Source organism: Geojedonia litorea, from assembly GCF_042654525.1.
Taxonomy (GTDB): Bacteria; Bacteroidota; Bacteroidia; order Flavobacteriales; family Flavobacteriaceae; genus Geojedonia; species Geojedonia litorea.
On record NZ_JBHSGP010000004.1, the window covers coordinates 125,045 to 141,954 of the forward strand.

General features: G+C 35.8%; 14 protein-coding genes. 8 read left to right on the forward strand and 6 right to left on the reverse strand.

Translation table 11 applies throughout. The features are described from left to right. The first annotated feature begins 4 nt into the window (after positions 1-4). Both ACFO5O_RS00600 and ACFO5O_RS00605 read left to right on the forward strand, forming a co-directional pair. Positions 5-2,191: a glutamine synthetase III family protein gene (locus ACFO5O_RS00600; RefSeq protein WP_387959920.1), complete on the forward strand. Its 2,187-nt coding sequence runs from the start codon at positions 5-7 to the stop codon at positions 2,189-2,191. 35 nt (positions 2,192-2,226) lie between these two features. Next, positions 2,227-3,405 carry an AIR synthase related protein gene (locus ACFO5O_RS00605; protein WP_387959922.1) on the forward strand — a complete coding sequence of 393 codons (1,179 nt, stop codon included), beginning with the start codon at positions 2,227-2,229 and terminating at the stop codon, positions 3,403-3,405. Here the strand turns inward: ACFO5O_RS00605 and ACFO5O_RS00610 are convergent. Beyond that, the gene (locus ACFO5O_RS00610) at positions 3,402-3,689 is read right to left on the reverse strand and encodes a hypothetical protein (protein ID WP_387959923.1); all 288 of its coding nucleotides are present in this window, start codon (positions 3,687-3,689) and stop codon (positions 3,402-3,404) included. The two genes, ACFO5O_RS00605 and ACFO5O_RS00610, sit on opposite strands and share 4 nt — an antisense overlap. 114 nt (positions 3,690-3,803) lie before the next feature. On the opposite strand from ACFO5O_RS00610, the gene prfA reads away from it, so the two are divergent. Further along, the gene (gene prfA / locus ACFO5O_RS00615) at positions 3,804-4,880 is read left to right on the forward strand and encodes a peptide chain release factor 1 (RefSeq protein WP_387959924.1); all 1,077 of its coding nucleotides are present in this window, start codon (positions 3,804-3,806) and stop codon (positions 4,878-4,880) included. 32 nt (positions 4,881-4,912) lie between these two features. Continuing rightward, positions 4,913-5,734 carry an orotidine-5'-phosphate decarboxylase gene (gene pyrF, locus ACFO5O_RS00620; protein ID WP_387959926.1) on the forward strand — a complete coding sequence of 274 codons (822 nt, stop codon included), beginning with the start codon at positions 4,913-4,915 and terminating at the stop codon, positions 5,732-5,734. A 126-nt stretch (positions 5,735-5,860) separates the two neighbouring features. On the opposite strand, the gene ACFO5O_RS00625 is transcribed toward pyrF, so the two are convergent. Together ACFO5O_RS00625 and ACFO5O_RS00630 are read right to left on the reverse strand one after the other, a co-directional pair. After that, positions 5,861-6,088 carry a Lacal_2735 family protein gene (locus tag ACFO5O_RS00625; protein ID WP_387959928.1) on the reverse strand — a complete coding sequence of 76 codons (228 nt, stop codon included), beginning with the start codon at positions 6,086-6,088 and terminating at the stop codon, positions 5,861-5,863. Positions 6,089-6,179: 91 nt separating this feature from the next. Next, positions 6,180-6,377 carry a Lacal_2735 family protein gene (locus tag ACFO5O_RS00630; RefSeq protein ID WP_387959929.1) on the reverse strand — a complete coding sequence of 66 codons (198 nt, stop codon included), beginning with the start codon at positions 6,375-6,377 and terminating at the stop codon, positions 6,180-6,182. 265 nt (positions 6,378-6,642) lie between these two features. Here ACFO5O_RS00630 and ACFO5O_RS00635 point away from each other — a divergent pair, with 265 nt between their 5' ends. Further along, positions 6,643-7,146, forward strand: a complete 504-nt coding sequence (locus tag ACFO5O_RS00635; RefSeq protein WP_387959931.1) for a hypothetical protein — start codon at positions 6,643-6,645, stop codon at positions 7,144-7,146. Here the strand turns inward: ACFO5O_RS00635 and ACFO5O_RS00640 are convergent. Further along, complete coding sequence (locus ACFO5O_RS00640; protein ID WP_387959933.1) at positions 7,140-8,108, reverse strand: carbohydrate kinase family protein; 969 nt, start codon at positions 8,106-8,108, stop codon at positions 7,140-7,142. The two genes, ACFO5O_RS00635 and ACFO5O_RS00640, sit on opposite strands and share 7 nt — an antisense overlap. Positions 8,109-8,119: 11 nt before the next feature. Then, positions 8,120-8,821 carry a DUF4197 domain-containing protein gene (locus ACFO5O_RS00645; RefSeq protein WP_387959935.1) on the reverse strand — a complete coding sequence of 234 codons (702 nt, stop codon included), beginning with the start codon at positions 8,819-8,821 and terminating at the stop codon, positions 8,120-8,122. Positions 8,822-8,958: 137 nt separating this feature from the next. Here ACFO5O_RS00645 and ACFO5O_RS00650 point away from each other — a divergent pair, with 137 nt between their 5' ends. Then, positions 8,959-9,915: an MBL fold metallo-hydrolase gene (locus ACFO5O_RS00650; RefSeq protein ID WP_387959936.1), complete on the forward strand. Its 957-nt coding sequence runs from the start codon at positions 8,959-8,961 to the stop codon at positions 9,913-9,915. Here ACFO5O_RS00650 and purU read toward each other — a convergent pair. Continuing rightward, positions 9,912-10,766 carry a formyltetrahydrofolate deformylase gene (gene purU / locus ACFO5O_RS00655; protein ID WP_387960426.1) on the reverse strand — a complete coding sequence of 285 codons (855 nt, stop codon included), beginning with the start codon at positions 10,764-10,766 and terminating at the stop codon, positions 9,912-9,914. The genes ACFO5O_RS00650 and purU overlap by 4 nt on opposite strands. Positions 10,767-10,912: 146 nt before the next feature. On the opposite strand from purU, the gene ACFO5O_RS00660 reads away from it, so the two are divergent. Both ACFO5O_RS00660 and ACFO5O_RS00665 read left to right on the forward strand, forming a co-directional pair. Further along, entirely contained in the window at positions 10,913-14,362 is a 3,450-nt protein-coding gene (locus ACFO5O_RS00660) for a methylmalonyl-CoA mutase family protein (protein WP_387959937.1), read from the forward strand. Positions 14,363-14,584: 222 nt separating this feature from the next. After that, the gene (locus tag ACFO5O_RS00665) at positions 14,585-16,909 is read left to right on the forward strand and encodes an adenylate/guanylate cyclase domain-containing protein (RefSeq protein ID WP_387959939.1); all 2,325 of its coding nucleotides are present in this window, start codon (positions 14,585-14,587) and stop codon (positions 16,907-16,909) included. Position 16,910 lies beyond the last annotated feature (1 nt).

Consider the following 16,910-nt stretch of genomic DNA (forward strand, 5'->3'; position numbering starts at 1 on the left):
AATCATGTCTACCCTAAGATTTCATGCTATTAAGGAAACCCTTACAAGAAAACAGGTCTCAATTACCGAAAATGTGCGTCGTTCGTCAATTTTTGGGTTAAATGTGTTCAATGAAACTGCCATGCGGCAGTATTTAACCAAGGAGGCATTAGAAAGTATTAATGATGCTATTTTTAAAGGAGATAAAATAAATAGAATAATCGCCGACCACATTTCTACGGGTATGAAAGAATGGGCCATTTCTAAAGGTGCGACACATTATACCCATTGGTTTCAGCCTTTAACAGGAGCTACAGCCGAAAAACATGATGCTTTTTTTGAACCTGTAGGTGATGGTCAAGCCATTGAGAAATTTGGAGGCGGTCAATTAGTGCAACAAGAACCCGATGCCTCAAGTTTTCCGAGTGGTGGAATTAGAAATACCTTTGAGGCGCGTGGTTATACCGCTTGGGATCCAACGTCTCCAGCATTCGTTTTTGGTACAACTCTTTGTATTCCAACGGTGTTTGTGTCTTATACTGGTGAAGCTTTAGATTATAAAACACCATTATTAAGAGCGTTACAGGCAGTAGATAGCGCCGCTGTTGCTGTTTGTAAATATTTTGATAAGAACGTTAAAAAGGTAAATGCATCATTAGGTTGGGAGCAAGAGTATTTTTTAATTGATAGTGCTTTGGCATTATCGAGACCAGATATTGTATTAACTGGAAGAACATTATTAGGTCATTCACCAGCTAAAGGGCAGCAGTTAGACGACCATTACTTTGGCACAATTCCTAATAGGGCAATGCAATACATGCGAGATTTAGAAAATGAATGTATGCTGCTCGGAATCCCTGTAAAAACAAGGCATAATGAGGTAGCGCCCAATCAATTTGAACTAGCTCCTATTTATGAAGAAGCTAATTTGGCGGTTGATCATAATTCATTGTTGATGGATGTTATGAGCAAAATTGCTGAACGTCATAATTTTAAAGTATTGTTTCATGAAAAACCCTTTCTAGGTGTAAATGGTTCAGGAAAACATAACAATTGGAGTTTAAGTACAGATACTGGTGTGAATCTTCTTAGTCCTGGTAAAACACCAATGAGCAATCTTCAGTTTTTGACATTTTTCATCAATACCATTAAGGCGGTACATGAGAATGAAGAGTTATTAAGAGCGGCGATTGCATCTGCGAGTAATGACCACCGTTTAGGTGCCAATGAGGCGCCTCCAGCTATTATTTCGGTGTTTATAGGAGAACAACTAACTAATGTGTTAAATGAGCTTGAAAATGTAACTACTGGTAAATTATCACCTGAAGAAAAAACAGATTTGAAGCTTAATGTTGTAGGTAAAATTCCAGAGATTCTTTTAGATAATACCGATAGAAATAGAACTTCACCTTTTGCTTTTACTGGAAATAAATTTGAATTTAGAGCCGTTGGTTCTAAAGCAAATTGTGCTAACCCTATGACAGTATTAAATACTATCGTTGCAAAGCAATTAATTGACTTTAAAGACGAGGTTGATGTATTGATCGATAAGAAAGGAATGAAAAAAGACGATGCAGTCTTTAATGTGTTGAGAGAGTATATTAAAAAATCTAAAAATATCTTGTTTGAAGGAAATGGGTATAGCGAAGCTTGGGAAAAGGAGGCTAAAAAGAGAGGCTTGAGTAATAACAAAACAACGCCTGAAGCTTTAAAAGCTAAAATTTCCACAAAAGCATTAGATCTTTTTGAAGCTTTAGGAGTTATGAATAAAGTAGAGTCTAAAGCTCGTTACGAAATAGAAATGGAAGAGTATGTACTGCGAATCCAAATTGAAGGTCGTGTATTAGGCGATATTGCGCGTAATCACGTGGTACCGACTGCTGTTCGCTACCAAAATATGTTAATTGAAAATGTTAAAGGACTAAAGGAAATTTATGGTGAAAGTTTTAAAACTTTAGCCAAGGAACAAATGAATCTTATTGCTGATATATCAAAACATATGGAATCCATTAATTCAACAGTTACTAAAATGACTAATGAGCGTAAAAAGGCAAATGCACTTGAAGATATTGAGAAAAAAGCACACTCCTATTGTCATAAAGTAAAACCACTGTTTGATGAAATTCGGTATCATAGTGACAAACTGGAGCTACTCATTGATGACGAATTATGGCCTTTAACTAAATATCGAGAACTACTCTTTACAAAGTAAAGAACAATCCTTATTTTTGCAGCTCAAAGCTAGTTATGAGTCAAGATATAAGTAAACGGTATGCACAGCGAGGGGTTTCAGCCTCAAAGGAAGATGTTCATAATGCCATAAAGCATATTGATAAAGGATTATTTCCTAAAGCTTTTTGTAAAATCGTTCCAGATTACCTAACCAATGATGAGGCCTATTGCCTTATCATGCACGCCGATGGCGCAGGAACAAAGTCATCACTTGCTTATATGTATTGGAAAGAAACCGGAGATGTTTCAGTTTGGAAAGGTATCGCACAAGATGCGCTTATCATGAATATTGACGATTTACTGTGTGTTGGTGCGACTGATCATATTATGTTATCTTCAACCATTGGAAGAAATAAAAACCTAATTCCTGGCGAAGTCATTTCAGCAATCATTAATGGGACAGAAGAATTGATTACGGAGCTGAAAAAATTTGGTGTAACCATACATTCTACTGGAGGAGAAACTGCCGATGTAGGTGATTTAGTTCGCACTATAATTGTAGATTCTACAGTTACTGCCCGTATGGAACGCAATAATGTGATAGACAATGCAAATATCAAGCATGGTGATGTGATTGTAGGTTTGGCTTCATATGGTCAAGCAACTTATGAAAAAGAATACAATGGTGGTATGGGCAGCAATGGATTGACTTCAGCCCGACACGATGTGTTTCATAAGTATTTAGCTGAAAAATTTCCAGAGAGTTACGATGCTGCGGTTCCAAATGATTTGGTGTATTCTGGTCAAATAAGATTAACCGATAAAGTAGAAAATTCACCTATTGATGCAGGTAAATTGGTCTTATCTCCAACAAGAACTTATGCGCCAATTATAAAAAAAATACTATCCAAATACAATTCAAAAGATATTCACGGAATGGTGCATTGTAGTGGAGGTGCACAAACCAAGATTCTCCATTTTATAGAGGATTTACATATCATAAAAGATAATTTATTTTCTATTCCGCCTTTGTTTAAGCTAATTCAAGAGCAGTCTAAAACCGATTGGAAAGAAATGTACCAAGTGTTCAATTGTGGACATCGCATGGAGCTTTATGTTTCACCCGATATAGCTGAAGACATTATAAACATTTCCAAATCTTTTAATGTCGATGCTCAAATTGTTGGTAGAGTAGAGGCGTCTACTGAAAAGAAATTGACCATAAAAAGCGAGTATGGTACATTTATATATTAGATAAACTCTTTAATGAGTACCAAGTAAATGCTCATAATACAAACATCTATAATATAAAGGAAGCTAAATAATTTAAATTCTGAAATTCCCAGCGATTTAAACGTGGTTAGTTTTTGCTTGGTGTCACTTTGAATGACGTAATATCTAGCAAAAATGGTAAGAAATAGCTTTGCAATAAACGCCTGAAATAGTAAAGGATTAAACAACGTAATGGCAATATTGGCCGCAAAGGACCAAAGGAAAAGCGGTTTGTAAAATAAAATTATAGCCTCAAAGCGTTGCATAATAGTATTAAACGACTTTTTGTTCGAATTATTTTTAGATTCTAATTGTATTCGCTGGTCCGCACTAAAAATTCATAAAATATTGTATTTTTGCCACACAATTTAAACAGCTAAATGTTAGAGAAATTACAAATAATTAAGCAGCGATTTGATGAGGTTAGTGATTTAATCATTCAGCCAGATATCATCACCGATCAAAAGCGCTATGTTTCCTTAAATAAAGAGTACAAGGACCTGAAAATTTTGGTAGATAAGCGTGACGAATATAAAGAGTTGTTGGATAATATTTCTGAAGCAGAAGCTATTATGGCTGAAGGTGGAGATCCAGAAATGGTAGAAATGGCCAAAATGCAATATGAAGAAGCTAAAGCTCAAATTCCTAAATTAGAGGATGAGATTAAATTTTTATTGATTCCTCGAGATCCTGAAGATTCTAAAAATGCTGTTGTTGAATTACGTGCAGGGACTGGTGGTGATGAAGCCAGTATTTTTGCTGGCGATTTGTTCAGAATGTATTCAAAATATTGTGAGAGCAAAGGCTGGAAAGTAGATGTAATTGATTATAGCGAAGGCACTAATGGCGGATTTAAAGAAATACAATTTGAAGTTAACGGAGAAGATGTTTACGGTACTTTAAAGTTTGAAGCAGGTGTACATCGTGTACAACGTGTACCTCAAACTGAAACCCAAGGTCGGGTTCATACCAGTGCTGCAACATGCATGGTTTTTCCTGAAGCTGAAGAATTTGATGTCGAAATCAACCCAAAGGATGTTCGTATCGATTTTTTCTGTTCATCGGGTCCAGGTGGTCAATCTGTGAACACTACATATTCAGCGGTGCGTTTGACGCATATTCCAACCGGATTGGTTGCACAATGTCAAGATCAAAAATCACAGCATAAAAACAAAGAGAAAGCCTTTAGAGTATTACGTTCGCGATTATATGATATGGAATTGGAAAAGAAAAACGCCGAGGATGCTGCTAAACGTGGCACCATGGTAACTTCTGGTGATCGTAGTGCGAAAATTAGAACCTATAATTATCCACAAGGTCGTGTTACAGATCATAGAATTGGGTTAACGCTGTATGATTTATCCAATATTGTAAATGGCGACATTCAAAAAATAATAGATGAATTAATGTTGGCCGAAAACACCCAAAAGTTAAAAGCCAGTGACGATGTAATTTAAAACCAAGCCTCTTGTGAGGCTTTTTTCATAATATGACCACACAGCAACTCATAAATCAAATTCAAAAAAAGAAATCCTTTCTATGTATTGGGTTGGATGTCGATTTAAACAAAATTCCGCAGCATCTATTAACTGAAGAAGATCCTATTTTTTCTTTTAATAAAGCCATTATTGATGCTACACACCACTTATGTGTTGCATACAAACCTAATACGGCGTTTTATGAAGCATATGGTTTAAAGGGATGGAAAGCACTAGAAAAAACAATTAATTATCTCAACCAAAACCATCCTGAAATTTTTACAATCGCTGACGCCAAACGTGGTGATATAGGGAATACAAGTAGTATGTATGCCAAGGCATTTTTTGAAGATTTGGCATTCGATAGTATTACAGTTGCGCCTTATATGGGAAAAGATTCTGTTGAACCATTTCTCGCGTTTAAAAATAAACATACCATACTATTGGCTTTAACATCTAATGCAGGTGCTTTTGATTTTCAAACCAAGACTTTGGGAAGTCAAGAGCTTTATAAAGAAGTGATTAAGGTGTCAAAAACGTATAAAAATAGTGAAAACCTGATGTATGTAGTGGGCGCTACCAAAGCCGAATATCTTGCCGATATTAGACAACTCATTCCAAATCAGTTTTTATTGGTGCCTGGTGTTGGAGCACAAGGCGGAAGTCTTCAAGAGGTGTGTAAATATGGTATGAATTCAAATGTTGGCCTGCTTATCAATTCATCTCGAGGGGTTATTTACGCTTCAGATAAAAAGGATTTTGCAATTGCAGCTGCTGCTAAAGCCAGAGAACTTCAGCAGGAAATGGAGATTCAATTAAAACTAATAGTTTAAGGCCTCTATTAAGTTAAGGTCATTGTGAGTCTGTTGTAGACTCTTATATAGAAATACAGGTGTGCTCCTGTTAAAAGGAAAATAAGGCACTAACTTTATGCAAATTTGCTGAAGCGTTCAATCAAGTTAAGACGCCATATCCAAAGAGTCTGGATAGGACTTCTTTAAGTTTAAAATTCTCTTTTTAAGCTTTTCAGCCTCAAAATAGAGAATATCACTTAAACTTGAATCTGTTTGTAAGAGATTATAAGCTTCTTCAATAAAGCTTAAATACATTTTCTCCAATTCACTTATGTTTAAAACATCGACTTGGTTTGCATTTATTCTTCCGACTTTACAAAAATGTGTGCTCATATGGATTATTTTAGATCGTACTAATTATATACGAGCATAGAGGAAGTGTAGGACGTAAGAATTGCGTTAAATAATTGTGAAAAAATTAATTTTAGAAAGAAGGTTTTGCAATATCACGATTTAAATAGCGCAATCTGTTAAGTTTATTCAATAGTTTAATTGCTTTGTATTCCCAAATATCGCTTAATGCAGAATCTGTTTGACGCATGTTATAAGCTTGTTCAATCAGTTGTTTGTATTTAGACTGCAACTTGAGTTGATGTTGCTTGATGTCAGCTTGATTTTCCATGGCCACAACGATTAGTAACTTCTAATATATTTAAAATATTCGTATTCAGCAACTTAATATTCAATTATGTTAATAAAAAAAATCGACCTGTAGCTGGATCGATTTTTTAAACTAACTAACTGGGACATTTCAAATTAAAAAAGTGTCACATATTTAAACTAACACTACAAAGATGGGTTATAATTTATTATCTAATGTTATGTTAATATTAGCATTGAGTTATCTATGATTTGTTAAATTGAGAAATGATCAAAAATTCTAAATAATGAAAACAACACTATTTTTTATTATCATTTTGACTTCGGTTTCTATAAACGCACAAACTTCCAATTGTAATTGTTGCTCTGAAAAATATGCTGAATTTGATTTTTGGTTAGGGTCTTGGACAGTTACTACCCCTGATGGATCTCCCGCAGGAACAAATGAAATAGACAAGATTCAAAATAATTGCATTTTAAGAGAGAACTGGTCCAGTGCTGCTGGGAATTTCACTGGTACTAGCAATAATTTTTATAATACTTCCACAAAACAATGGGAACAACTGTGGATAGATAACCAAGGTGGGAGTTTGCATCTAAAAGGAAATAGAAAAGGAAATCAGATGATTTTAAGTTCTGATGAACTAAAAAATGCCAAAGGGGATACCTACTTTCATCGTGTAACTTGGACTTTAAATGAAGATGGAAGTGTTCGCCAATATTGGGAAACCATTACCAATGGTAAAGACATTACCGTAGCTTTTGACGGATTATATAAAAAAACTCAATAGTTTTTTTCAATAATTTGGTCAGTAGCTTCAAGAGACTTAAATACCCCAAAGCCTTTGCCTTGTGTTCTTAAAGCTCCAAGAGTATTTGCATAATAGGCAGCGCTTATGACATCATCATAGAGAGTAAGTCCAAATGCTAAACCACCGGCAAAAGAGTCACCACAACCGGTAGTATCAACAACGTGGTCTACATAAACCGATGGTACAAAATCTTTGGTAATAACATCTTCATCTTTAGTATAGATAACACAGCCTTTGGCATCTAATGTTACATATAAAGTTTCTACTCCCTTGCTTAACACGTATTCTGCAAATTCATCTAAATGACCAGTATTGTTTTCGTCATAAAAGTCTTCATTCGAAAAATCTTGATCGAACCAACAACAAATAGATTCTTCCAAATTCATTTTTAAAACATCTATATATTGAAACCAATCGTCCTTATCGTCCCAAAAGCGACGTAATCGTTTACCTTCACTATTGACATATGTTGTTGGGCCATGTGCATCAAAAATTATTTTAGCCTTGCTATTTTCTTTAATATACTTTAGAGTAGCTAATTCAATTTCGTGGTCTGTTATGGGTACAAAAACAAAGCAATCGGCGTCTAAATAATTTGAAACATCTTTAGGTGCTATTGCCGCCATATTTGCTAATTGCGTTTCTAGCCTATTGTTTTGATCTTTAAATTTAAGTTCAATAATGGCGCCGCTGTCTTTTTCGCTACTTATTCCGCTTAAATTCACATTTTTTAAATCCTTAAAAATTGCATTTATGGCTTCGTGATCCTTCTTATTAACATGGCTAATAGGAATAACTTCGCCTATACCATTTAAGAGTTTACCAAGTGCCATTGTTGGGTGAGTTACACAGCCGTATTTTTGAATAAGCTCACCTCGATGCGTTATGATAGTGTCGGCGGGAATAGGTCCAACTACCGCAATTTTATAGAATGTATTCATTGGTTATTAGTTTAATCTTGCAAGGCAAACACTCGCCTTAACAAATCTGTGGTTCGTGAGCCAATTTTGGTGCGTATCTCTTTTTCCTCAACCGCGATCATGGTGTAAACGCCTTTTAGGGCTTCACCAGTAACATAATCGGTTAAATCAGGGTTCACATTATTTGTAAATGGTAAACTGTTATATCGATTAATGAGGTTTTCCCAAATTTGATCTGCACCTACTTTTGCGAAGGAATTATTAATCACCGGATGAAATTTATTGTACAAATCGGTTTGTGTTTTACCGGTTAAATAGTGTGTTGCAGCATCATCTTGTCCTAATAATATGTTTTTTGCGTCAGTAAACGTTATTTCTTTCACAGCGTTTACAAAAATTGGTGTAGCTTCCTTAACAGCATCTTCGGCGGCACGATTTAAAAGTTTAAGACCTTCATCGGCTAGACTGCTCAAGCCAATATCACGTAATGCTTTATCAACTTTTTGTAATTCTTCGGGAAGTAAAATTTTAACCAATTCATTCTTATAAAAACCATCTTCTAGTGTTAGTTTGCTCACTTGCTTATCAATACCAAAATCTAGAGCTTGTCGTAGACCTGAAGCAATATCAGCTTCTGATAATCCACCCTGGGGCAATTGGTTGACGACTTGCTGTAATTCGGCACAGTTGAAGGTAGAACAAGATACGAAGCAGATAAATAAAAATTTTCTCATTATAGAAGTTTATGTAGTTTCAAAAGTACGAAACAAATTTAATACCGTTTTTATATGCCAAAATCTATTTAATAGGCTAAAACTCTAATTATACTGTCCATTTGTGTATTTTTAAGATCGCATTTAACTTTCTTACCATGAGATTCTTTTTTGTATTCATTTTTATAACTGCTTTGAGCTGTAAGGACAAAACAACGCATGTGAATTCTGACATTTTACAAAGTATGAATTCAAATCAATATATAACAGTTTTAGGTATTGCACAGGATGCTGGTTACCCACAAATCAACTGTGATAAGTCTTGTTGCGAGGCTTTTTATAATGCAAATGAAGACAAAAAATGGGTGTCCTGTTTAGGCTTGGTAGATCTAGATAATAAGAAGAAGTATGTATTTGACGCTACGCCAGATTTTACTGAACAATCTCAATTCCTAAAAACAAAACATTTGGATAATGGTAATATCGTGGATGGTGTATTTTTGACTCATGCACATATTGGCCATTATACAGGACTAATGTATTTAGGCTTAGAAGCCATGGGAGCCAATAGAGTTCCAATATATGCTATGCCTAAAATGAAACGCTATTTAGAAACCAATGGTCCTTGGAGTCAGTTGGTGGAGAAGGACAATATTGACTTAAAACCTTTAAAACACGATTCCATAATCAGCCTTTCCGATAATTTAAAAGTAACTCCGTTTTTAGTGCCTCATCGCGATGAATATTCTGAAACTGTTGGTTACAAAATAGAAGGAAAGAAAAAAACTGCGATTTTTATTCCAGATATCAATAAATGGCACGTGTGGGATAGGAACATTATTGAAGAAGTGAAAAGGGTTGATTATGCATTTCTGGATGCCTCATTTTTTAGAGATGGCGAGCTCGAACGTGATATGAGTAAAATACCCCACCCGTTCACTTCTGAAACTACAACCTTATTTGAAAACGAAGACCTTAAAACCAAGAATAAAATTTACTTTATTCATTTCAATCATACTAATCCAACGATTTTAGATACTCATCCTTTAAAAGATAGCATCCAAAATTTAGGCTTCAATTTTGCTAAACAAGGGCAAGTCTTTAGGTTGGATTAAGAGAAAATTACCGTCTTATTGTTATAAACCATGACTTTGCGATTAAGGTGAAGTTTTATCGCATTAGAGAGCACGATTTTTTCAAGATCTCTTCCTTTAGCAATCAAATCTTCAATAGAATGTGTGTGTGAAACTCTGGCCACGTCTTGTTCAATGATGGGGCCTGCATCTAATTCTGCAGTAACATAATGACTGGTTGCGCCAATGATTTTAACGCCGCGTTTATAAGCTGAATGATAGGGTTTTGCACCTACAAAAGCAGGTAAAAAGGAATGATGAATGTTAATTATTTTATTCGGAAACTCTTCAATTAACCTACTGGATACAATTTGCATATAACGTGCCAAGACAATAAAATTGATCTTATGGGACCGTAAAAGTTCAAGTTGTTGGGTTTCGGCATTGACTTTGGTGTCCTTGGTCACGGGAATGTGATAAAAAGGAATATTGAAGCTATCTGCAATAGGTTTTAAATCCTTATGGTTACTGATAATAAATGGAATGTCAACATATAATTCTCCCGAATTGTAACGTCCTAAAATATCATACAAACAATGGTCGTATTTAGAAACAAACAGGGCCATTTTTGGTTTAATATCTGACGAATACATACGCCATTTCATTTCAAAAGTTTTGACCAGTGTTTTCTTGAATTCGGTTTTAAATTCGTCAATTGAAAAGCTTTCATTTTCAAATTCACTTTCCAACCGCATAAAAAAGGTGTTTTGCTCACGATCTACATGTTGATCGATATAAACAATATTTCCTTGATGCTGGGAAATAAAATTAGTTACCGAAGCGATAATACCTGATCGGTCCTTGCAATAGATTAAAAGCGTAATTTTAGTCATGATTTTTAACGACTTCATTGGGTTAAAAGTAGCCCAAAATGATTAGGAAATTAAACATCTTCAAAATTTTAGAAATATGAAGATAAATCGTATAGATTTTTGAATATTCCGTAAATTTGCCCCTATAATTCAACTTAAAATTATTGATGAAACAAATTCAGCCCTATAAACCCAAGCATAAAGTACGAATTGTAACTGCCGCATCCTTATTTGATGGTCATGATGCCGCCATCAATATTATGCGACGTATCATCCAATCAACTGGTGTTGAGGTGATTCATTTAGGACATGATAGAAGTGTTGAAGAAGTAGTAAATACTGCAATTCAGGAAGATGCGAATGCCATCGCTCTTACTTCGTACCAAGGTGGGCACAATGAATATTTTAAGTATATGCACGATTTACTGAAGGAAAAGGGAGCAGACCATATAAAAATATTTGGCGGCGGCGGCGGTGTTATTCTTCCTGAAGAGATCAAAGACTTAATGGATTATGGCATTACAAGAATTTATTCGCCAGACGATGGACGTGCTATGGGATTGCAAGGCATGATCAATGATTTAGTAATGCAATCTGACTTTGCAATAGGTGATCAATTAAATGGTGAAGTAGAAACCCTAGCATCAAAAAACCCCAAATCCATTGCCCGTGTTATATCCTCAGCTGAAAATTTTCCTGAAATTGCAAAGGACGCACTTAAAATTATTCACAATAGAAACAAAACAACTAATACACCTGTTTTAGGAATTACTGGGACAGGCGGTGCTGGAAAGTCGTCATTGGTTGATGAGTTGGTACGCCGATTTCTAATTGACTTTCCTGATAAAACCGTTGGAATTATTTCTGTAGATCCATCAAAGCGTAAAACCGGAGGCGCACTTTTAGGTGATCGTATTCGAATGAATGCTATCAATAATCCACGCGTTTATATGCGAAGTTTAGCTACGAGGCAGTCTAATTTGGCATTGTCTAAATATGTAAATGAGGCTGTTGAAGTCTTGAAAGCTGCAGCCTATGATTTAATTATTCTGGAAACTTCTGGTATTGGACAATCGGATACCGAAATCATTGAACACTCCGATGTGTCTTTATATGTCATGACCCCAGAATTTGGTGCTGCTACCCAATTGGAGAAAATCGACATGCTAGATTTTGCCGATTTAGTAGCGATTAACAAGTTCGACAAACGTGGTTCTTTAGATGCGCTTCGCGATGTCAAGAAACAGTACATGCGCAATAATAACTTATGGGATGTCCCGCAAGATCAATTACCTGTATTTGGTACCATAGCTTCACAGTTTAACGATCCTGGAATGAATACTCTGTATAAGGCGGTCATGGATAAATTAAAGGAAAAAACGGATGCTGATCTCAACTCCAACTTCGAGATTACAGATGAGATGAGTGAAAAGATTTTTGTTATTCCGCCTTCGAGAACACGTTACTTATCAGAAATTGCTGAGAATAATCGTGCATACGATAAAACGGTAAATGAGCAGGTGGAAGTCGCTCAAAAATTATACGGTATTTTTAAAACTATTTGTTCAGCTAGCAAGGTTACGTCGAGCGCAGTCGAGATGTCTTTTCTAGACAAAAATGGATTAAATTATGAGGAAATCCTGAAACAAGTTCAAGATGATAATAAGGACTTTATCAAATTACTTATAGCCGAATTCGACCGTGTAAAGCTAAACCTCGATCCACACCATTGGGAATCGATTATGGGTTGGAATGAGAAAGTCAATCGCTATAAAGACCCAATATATTCATTTAAAGTAAGGGGAAAAGAAATTAAAATAGAAACACATACCGAGTCGTTATCCCATACCCAAATCCCTAAAGTGGCTTTACCAAAATATCAGGCTTGGGGTGATGTGTTGCGATGGTGTTTACAAGAAAATGTCCCTGGAGAATTTCCGTTTGCTTCAGGTTTGTATCCGTTTAAACGCACCGGAGAAGATCCAGCGCGAATGTTTGCAGGGGAAGGTGGCCCAGAACGGACCAACAAACGCTTTCATTATGTGAGCCAAGGAATTCCTGCCAAACGACTTTCTACAGCATTTGATAGTGTAACCCTTTATGGTAATGATCCAGATCATCGTCCGGATATCTATGGTAAGATTGGTAATGCTGGTGTTTCAATTTGCTGTTTAGATGATGCCAAGAAACTCTATTCAGGATTTAATTTGGCACACGAAATGACCTCGGTGAGTATGACCATTAATGGTCCCGCTCCAATGTTATTAGGCTTTTTTATGAATGCTGCTATCGACCAACAATGTGAGCTTTATATAAAAGAAAATGGTCTTGAAAAGGAAGTAGAAGCCAAAATTGCTAAACTCTATAAAGAGAAAGGTGTAGAACGTCCCAAATATAATGGTAAACTTCCCGAAGGCAATGATGGTTTGGGCCTCATGCTATTAGGGGTAACTGGAGACCAGGTACTACCACAGGATATTTATCAAGAAATTAAAACTAAAACCATTGCACAAGTTCGTGGGACTGTGCAAGCCGATATTTTAAAAGAAGATCAGGCACAAAACACCTGTATTTTTTCTACAGAATTCGCCTTACGATTAATGGGTGATGTTCAGGACTACTTTATTAAAAATAAAGTGCGCAATTTCTATTCAGTTTCTATTTCGGGATATCATATTGCCGAAGCAGGTGCCAATCCAATTTCTCAATTGGCATTTACGCTTTCTAATGGATTTACCTATGTGGAGTATTATTTAAGTCGGGGTATGGACATCAATAAATTTGGTCCTAACCTTTCGTTTTTCTTCTCTAATGGTATTGACCCAGAATATGCCGTAATTGGTCGCGTAGCCCGTAAAATATGGGCCAAGGCCATGAAGCATAAATATGGAGCGAATGAACGCGCACAAATGTTGAAGTATCATATTCAAACATCGGGGCGTAGTTTGCATGCTCAGGAAATTGATTTTAATGATATCCGTACCACGCTTCAGGCTTTATATGCCATCTATGACAATTGTAATTCCTTGCACACTAATGCTTACGATGAGGCTATTACTACGCCAACCGAGGAGTCGGTACGTCGTGCGATGGCTATCCAATTAATCATTAATAAAGAATTAGGGTTAGCTAAAAATGAAAACCCAATTCAAGGCTCGTTTATCATTGAGGAATTAACCGATTTAGTTGAAGAAGCTGTTTTGATGGAATTTGATCGTATTACCGAACGTGGTGGTGTACTTGGTGCTATGGAAACTATGTATCAACGTTCTAAAATTCAGGAGGAGAGTCTTTATTATGAAACCTTAAAGCATAATGGACAATTTCCAATTATTGGGGTGAATACCTTTTTAAGTTCTAAAGGCTCACCAACCGTTTTGCCAGCTGAAGTGATTCGTGCTACAGAAGAAGAGAAACAGTTTCAGATTAAAACCTTAAACAATCTTCACAAAGCTTATGCCGATAAGATTGATATGGTTTTAAAACAAGTACAAACTGCTGCTATTCACAACGACAATATTTTTGAAGTATTGATGGAAGCCACTAAAGTGTGTTCATTAGGTCAAATTACCAAAGCTTTATTTGAAGTAGGAGGACAGTATAGACGGAATATGTAAATTAAATCTCGATTTTGCCGCTTTTTACCGTTTTTTACATGTTCTGCCGAACTAGCATTGGCATACACTATCCATACATTATCCATACACTATCTATGTTTTATCTATACAGCTATAGTTGAAATGTTTATATAAAAACCGTACCTGTTATTTTGTTGTAGTCACTTGATTAATGAATCGGAAAATATTATACATTAGTATTTAGATTCCTAAAGTGTTTTTATGTCACAGCATCGACAACTTTCGGCTATAATGTTTACAGACATAGTTGGTTATACTGCGTTAATGCAAAAAGACGAAAAAAGCGCAGTAATCATTAGAACCAAGTATCGTGAACTTTTTAATAAGCTTCTCAAAGTTTACCATGGCGAATTAATTCAATATTATGGTGATGGTAGCTTGTGTATTTTTAAGAGTTCGGTGGAGGCGGTTAAATGCGCTGTAGACCTGCAAAAGACTTTCCAACAGGAGCCGTCTATCCCAGTTAGAATAGGCGTACATGTTGGTGACATTATTAAAACGGAAACTGACATTATAGGAGATGCTGTAAATATTGCTTCACGAATAGAGGCCATTGGAATTGCAGGTAGTGTGTTGATTTCGGACGAGGTTAATGACCAATTAAAAAATCAAAGTGATATTAAAACCCAGTTTTTAGAGGATTATAGGTTTAAAAACGTTGAAACCCCAATTCCTGTTTATGCTATTGTTGAAAAAGGTTTGACCATTCCTGAAATCAATTCTTCCGATGTTGAAACAAAGCATATAATGACCAAAACTGACGAAGAATTCGGATTTAAAAGCACCATAAAAGAGCTAAAACGACGCAATGTATTTAAAGCAGCGATTTCTTTTATAGTCTTTTCTTGGGTGCTCATACAAGCGGCTTCTATTTTCTTCCCATTATATGGATTTAGTCAGGATGCTATGTCTATTTTAATTATTGTGTTGAGTGTTTGTTTTCCAGTTTGGTTGGTTTTTGCCTATTTTTTTGAATGGACGCCTTCGGGATTCAAGTGGACAGCTAGTACCACGCAAAAATATCCTGTGCATCACAAACTTGAAGGTAAATTAATGAATACGGTAATTATTGCGGGTTTGAGTTTAATCGTCGCCCTTCTGATTGCTGATCGAATTTTTGATTTTACTGCTACTGACAACAAAATCCATGATAATTCTATAGCGGTTTTAGCATTTGCTGATATGAGTCCCGACAAAGACCAAGAATATTTTAGTGATGGTATTAGCGAGGAAATATTGAATCTTTTATCCAGAATTCCAGACCTAAAAGTAATTAGCCGGACTTCATCATTTACATTTAAAAATAAAGAAGCTACTACAAATGAAATAGGGAAAGCCCTTAACGTCAATTACCTTTTGCAGGGGAGCATTCGTAAATCGGGTGAAAGTTTTCGTATTACTGCCCAACTCATCAATGCTTCTGATGGTTCACAACTCTGGTCTGAAACTTACGAACGTCCTATTGACGACATTTTCTTGATTCAAGATGAAATTGCAACAGCAGTTACACATCGTTTAAAAACAAGTTTGGCAGGCATGAATATTACTTCTAAAACTGTTGATACTGAAGCTTATACCTTGTATTTGAAAGCTAGACAATTGGTGGATCAAATATCATCAGAAAGTGTAAGCAATGCCGAAACACTTTTAAGGCAATCTATAGCAATAGATAGTCTTTATGCACCATCATGGGAACTTTTAAGTTCGGTGATGTATAAAAATTATTTTGTTTATAGTACTGAAGAACGGTCAGTATCTGAAGGCATTGCAAAAGCCAAAATAGCAGCTGAAAAAGCAGTCGCTTTAGATCCAGAATATGCACCCGGGTATTCACTTTTGGCCGTTTATAGTCGTGCAGAGTGGGATTTTAAGAGTGCCAATACGTATTTAGAAAAATCACTACTATTGGCACCAGAAAGTGCCGTGGTGTTAAAAGCAGCGGCATCCCACAATATGCAGTTTGGCAGTTTAGACGATGCTATTGAATTGCTCCGTAAAGCCATTTCCATAGACCCATTGAATTCCTCGAATTATTATAATTTGGCACTATATCATACTTGGAGCAAACGCTATGATGAGGCTAGTAAATGGATGGAAAAATATTTGCTTATGAATCCAAAATCGGGATTGGGCCATGTTGGTATGGCTAACATTTATATGGCACAAGGAAACTTTGAAAAAGCCTTAAAAGAAGCTGATATGGATAGCCATCCGTTTTGGAATAAATACACAAAAACTTTAATATTTCATGCGCAAGGCAAACCTAAAAATGCCAATGCGCTTCTGAAACAACTAATCGAACAATTTGGTGATTTTGCAAGTCCAAACTTCGCCTATATTTGTGCGTTTAAAGGCGATAAGGATGCTGCTTTTAAATGGTTGGATATCGCTTTCGAGAATAAGGATGTTGTGCTTTTAGAGATTCTTAATTATCCAGAAATGAATAATTTATGGGGTGATCCACGCTGGAATGCTTTTATAAATAAGCTGGGTTTACCAAAAGAACACGGGTTTCATTTGGACTAAG

What these genes read in the sequence shown, in the direction of transcription:
- ACFO5O_RS00600 (WP_387959920.1), top strand. Translation starts at nt 5, where the DNA reads ATGTCTACCCTAAGATTTCATGCTATTAAGGAAACCCTTACAAGAAAA.
- ACFO5O_RS00605 (WP_387959922.1), top strand. Translation starts at nt 2,227, where the DNA reads ATGAGTCAAGATATAAGTAAACGGTATGCACAGCGAGGGGTTTCAGCC.
- ACFO5O_RS00610 (WP_387959923.1), bottom strand. Translation starts at nt 3,689, where the DNA reads ATGCAACGCTTTGAGGCTATAATTTTATTTTACAAACCGCTTTTCCTT.
- prfA (WP_387959924.1), top strand. Translation starts at nt 3,804, where the DNA reads ATGTTAGAGAAATTACAAATAATTAAGCAGCGATTTGATGAGGTTAGT.
- pyrF (WP_387959926.1), top strand. Translation starts at nt 4,913, where the DNA reads ATGACCACACAGCAACTCATAAATCAAATTCAAAAAAAGAAATCCTTT.
- ACFO5O_RS00625 (WP_387959928.1), bottom strand. Translation starts at nt 6,088, where the DNA reads ATGAGCACACATTTTTGTAAAGTCGGAAGAATAAATGCAAACCAAGTC.
- ACFO5O_RS00630 (WP_387959929.1), bottom strand. Translation starts at nt 6,377, where the DNA reads ATGGAAAATCAAGCTGACATCAAGCAACATCAACTCAAGTTGCAGTCT.
- ACFO5O_RS00635 (WP_387959931.1), top strand. Translation starts at nt 6,643, where the DNA reads ATGAAAACAACACTATTTTTTATTATCATTTTGACTTCGGTTTCTATA.
- ACFO5O_RS00640 (WP_387959933.1), bottom strand. Translation starts at nt 8,108, where the DNA reads ATGAATACATTCTATAAAATTGCGGTAGTTGGACCTATTCCCGCCGAC.
- ACFO5O_RS00645 (WP_387959935.1), bottom strand. Translation starts at nt 8,821, where the DNA reads ATGAGAAAATTTTTATTTATCTGCTTCGTATCTTGTTCTACCTTCAAC.
- ACFO5O_RS00650 (WP_387959936.1), top strand. Translation starts at nt 8,959, where the DNA reads ATGAGATTCTTTTTTGTATTCATTTTTATAACTGCTTTGAGCTGTAAG.
- purU (WP_387960426.1), bottom strand. Translation starts at nt 10,766, where the DNA reads ATGACTAAAATTACGCTTTTAATCTATTGCAAGGACCGATCAGGTATT.
- ACFO5O_RS00660 (WP_387959937.1), top strand. Translation starts at nt 10,913, where the DNA reads ATGAAACAAATTCAGCCCTATAAACCCAAGCATAAAGTACGAATTGTA.
- ACFO5O_RS00665 (WP_387959939.1), top strand. Translation starts at nt 14,585, where the DNA reads ATGTCACAGCATCGACAACTTTCGGCTATAATGTTTACAGACATAGTT.